This window comes from Hydrogenivirga sp. (assembly GCF_056450045.1).
In genome coordinates, this window is sequence record NZ_JBWONM010000179.1 from 1 (window position 1) to 2,058 (window position 2,058).

3 protein-coding genes are annotated in these 2,058 nt (G+C 49.0%); all 3 read right to left on the reverse strand.

Annotated elements, in window-relative coordinates:
* A partial coding sequence (locus AC1HCM_RS07475) for an SLBB domain-containing protein (RefSeq protein ID WP_479461144.1) occupies positions 1-764 on the reverse strand: 764 nt, incomplete at its 3' end.
* Positions 765-930: 166 nt separating this feature from the next.
* Complete coding sequence (locus tag AC1HCM_RS07480) at positions 931-1,182, reverse strand: nucleotidyltransferase domain-containing protein (RefSeq protein WP_479461146.1); 252 nt, start codon at positions 1,180-1,182, stop codon at positions 931-933.
* A gap of 98 nt (positions 1,183-1,280) precedes the next feature.
* Positions 1,281-1,958 (reverse strand): ribonuclease III, encoded by a 678-nt coding sequence (gene rnc, locus AC1HCM_RS07485; RefSeq protein WP_479461145.1) that lies wholly within the window; start codon positions 1,956-1,958, stop codon positions 1,281-1,283.
* Positions 1,959-2,058: the final 100 nt, after the last annotated feature.

Consider the following 2,058-nt stretch of genomic DNA (forward strand, 5'->3'; position numbering starts at 1 on the left):
GAAGGCAAAAGCCCGCCTGCCAGTTTTATCAGCTCACCTGCACTTTCACCACCCTTCAGCTCGTATATAGCAGGTCTTTTAACCGCTCCAGCCACAGCAGCGGTCTTGCCTATGGGAGGGACATAAACCACATCGCCATCTATAACCCTGAGATCGATCTGTTTTCCATCTATCAGGAGGTCGTACAGGTCAAGGACAAACTCTTTACCGTCCTTTCTCCTTAGAACCACCTTTCTCAAGCTTCCGTTCTTTGATACCCCTCCCGCCATAACCAAGACGTCAAAAACGGTATTTACCCCTTTAGCTAAAACCACACCGGGCTTGTTCACAAAGCCGGTAACGTACACCGGGAAGCTCCTGAGCCTTCCAACGGATACGTCCACGCTGAACTTCTTGAACTTCCTTCCCAACCTCTTGTAAAGCTCTTCCCTGATATCTTTAAGGCTCTTTCCCCATACGTAAAGCACTCCGACAGAGGGTATGAAGAGCCTTCCCTCCCTATCAACCTCAACAGTATAGAAGCTCTGCAGTCCGAGCACATCAACGGGGTCACCCCAGAAGTAGATGACGAGCTGATCCCCAGGACCGAGTATGTAAGAATCCCCAACGGGAATAGCTTCGGGAACCATTGGGGGCTTCTTGAAGATATCGTAGCCAAACTGCCTGAGAGGTGCACCCTCATACCTGCCTGCATAGCTTTCCTCAATAAGGGACAGCTTCTCTTCTTCCGGAGCTACCTGTTGAATTGGCTCCCGCTCAGGCAATGTTTTTATAGATTCCGGGGCTGTTTTTTTAACCTCAGGCTCTTCCTTTTGCTTGAGATATTCTTCCAACTTATATTCAAGCCCTCCCTGAGAAAAGGCAACCGATAGGATGAGAACAAGAATGGTTAATATCCGCATTCTCTAACCTCTTGATATGATTTCCTCATTATCTTAATCCAGAACATCTTTTTTCTTTACACTCCGACCTCAATCTCAGAACTATCTCTTCAAAGGCGTGCAGAGCCCTATCTTTGATAAAGAGATACACACCCCGAGCTATGTCAGGTATGCAGTGCACACCTATGTCAATGTCAGAACTCTTCGTGGCTTTGCCAAGGGCTTCAGAGCCAAAAAGAACAACCATACACCCTTCAAGGTCAAGGGTCTTGCGGAGCTCTTTGAGTATATGTTCCTTAATTTCTTTTGACGGACTAACACCTCTGCTTCAAAAAAGACTAACAAATGAAAACCCTTATTGCAAGTGATTTTTCACAAACAGGGTTGATAATGATAGACTCAAGTTTGGGTGTCTTCCTTTTGGAGCTTCTCCACGAGCTTCTTTGCCGCCTCCTGCTCAGCCTCCTTTTTGCTCTTGCCCCTTCCTACGGCGCTCATACCTCTTATTGAGCTCTCAACGGTGAAGATGCGAGCGTGCTCCGGACCCTCAACGCTTATCACCCTGTAGGAGGGTCTCTCCCTCCACCTCTTCTGGGTTATCTCCTGAAGTAGGGTCTTGTAGTCCCTCTTTACCTTCCTGCTCCTTATGGTCTCAAGAATTCTTTCCTTAAAGAGCTCAGTGAAGAGCTTCTTCACGAGGTTGCAATCCCTCCCGCTGTCCACATACACAGCAGCCCAGAGGGCTTCAAAGACGTCCCCTATTATGGAAACGTTCTTCTTTCCCCTGCTCATGAGAATGTGCTCAGGGAGTCCTAGCTCCCGGGCAAGTTCGCAGAAGAACTCCTCACTTATCAGGTACGCCTTCAGGGAGGCAAGGGCTCCCTCCCTTTTCTCCGGAAAGGACTCAACGAGGAGGTCAACTATCAGAAAGTTAAGGAGCGCGTCTCCGAGGAACTCAAGGGTTTCGTAGTGAGGGACGCCCGCATCGCGGGCGTAGGATATGTGGGTGAAAGCCTGCTTCAGGAGATCCTTGTTTTTGAAGGTATATCCTATGCGCTGCTCAACCTCTTCAAACATCCTCACATTTCTTGAATACAAGGCAGGCGTTGGTCCCGCCGAAGCCGAAGGAGTTGGAGAGAACAGCCCTCACGTCCATCTGAACAGCCTCGTTGGGGAC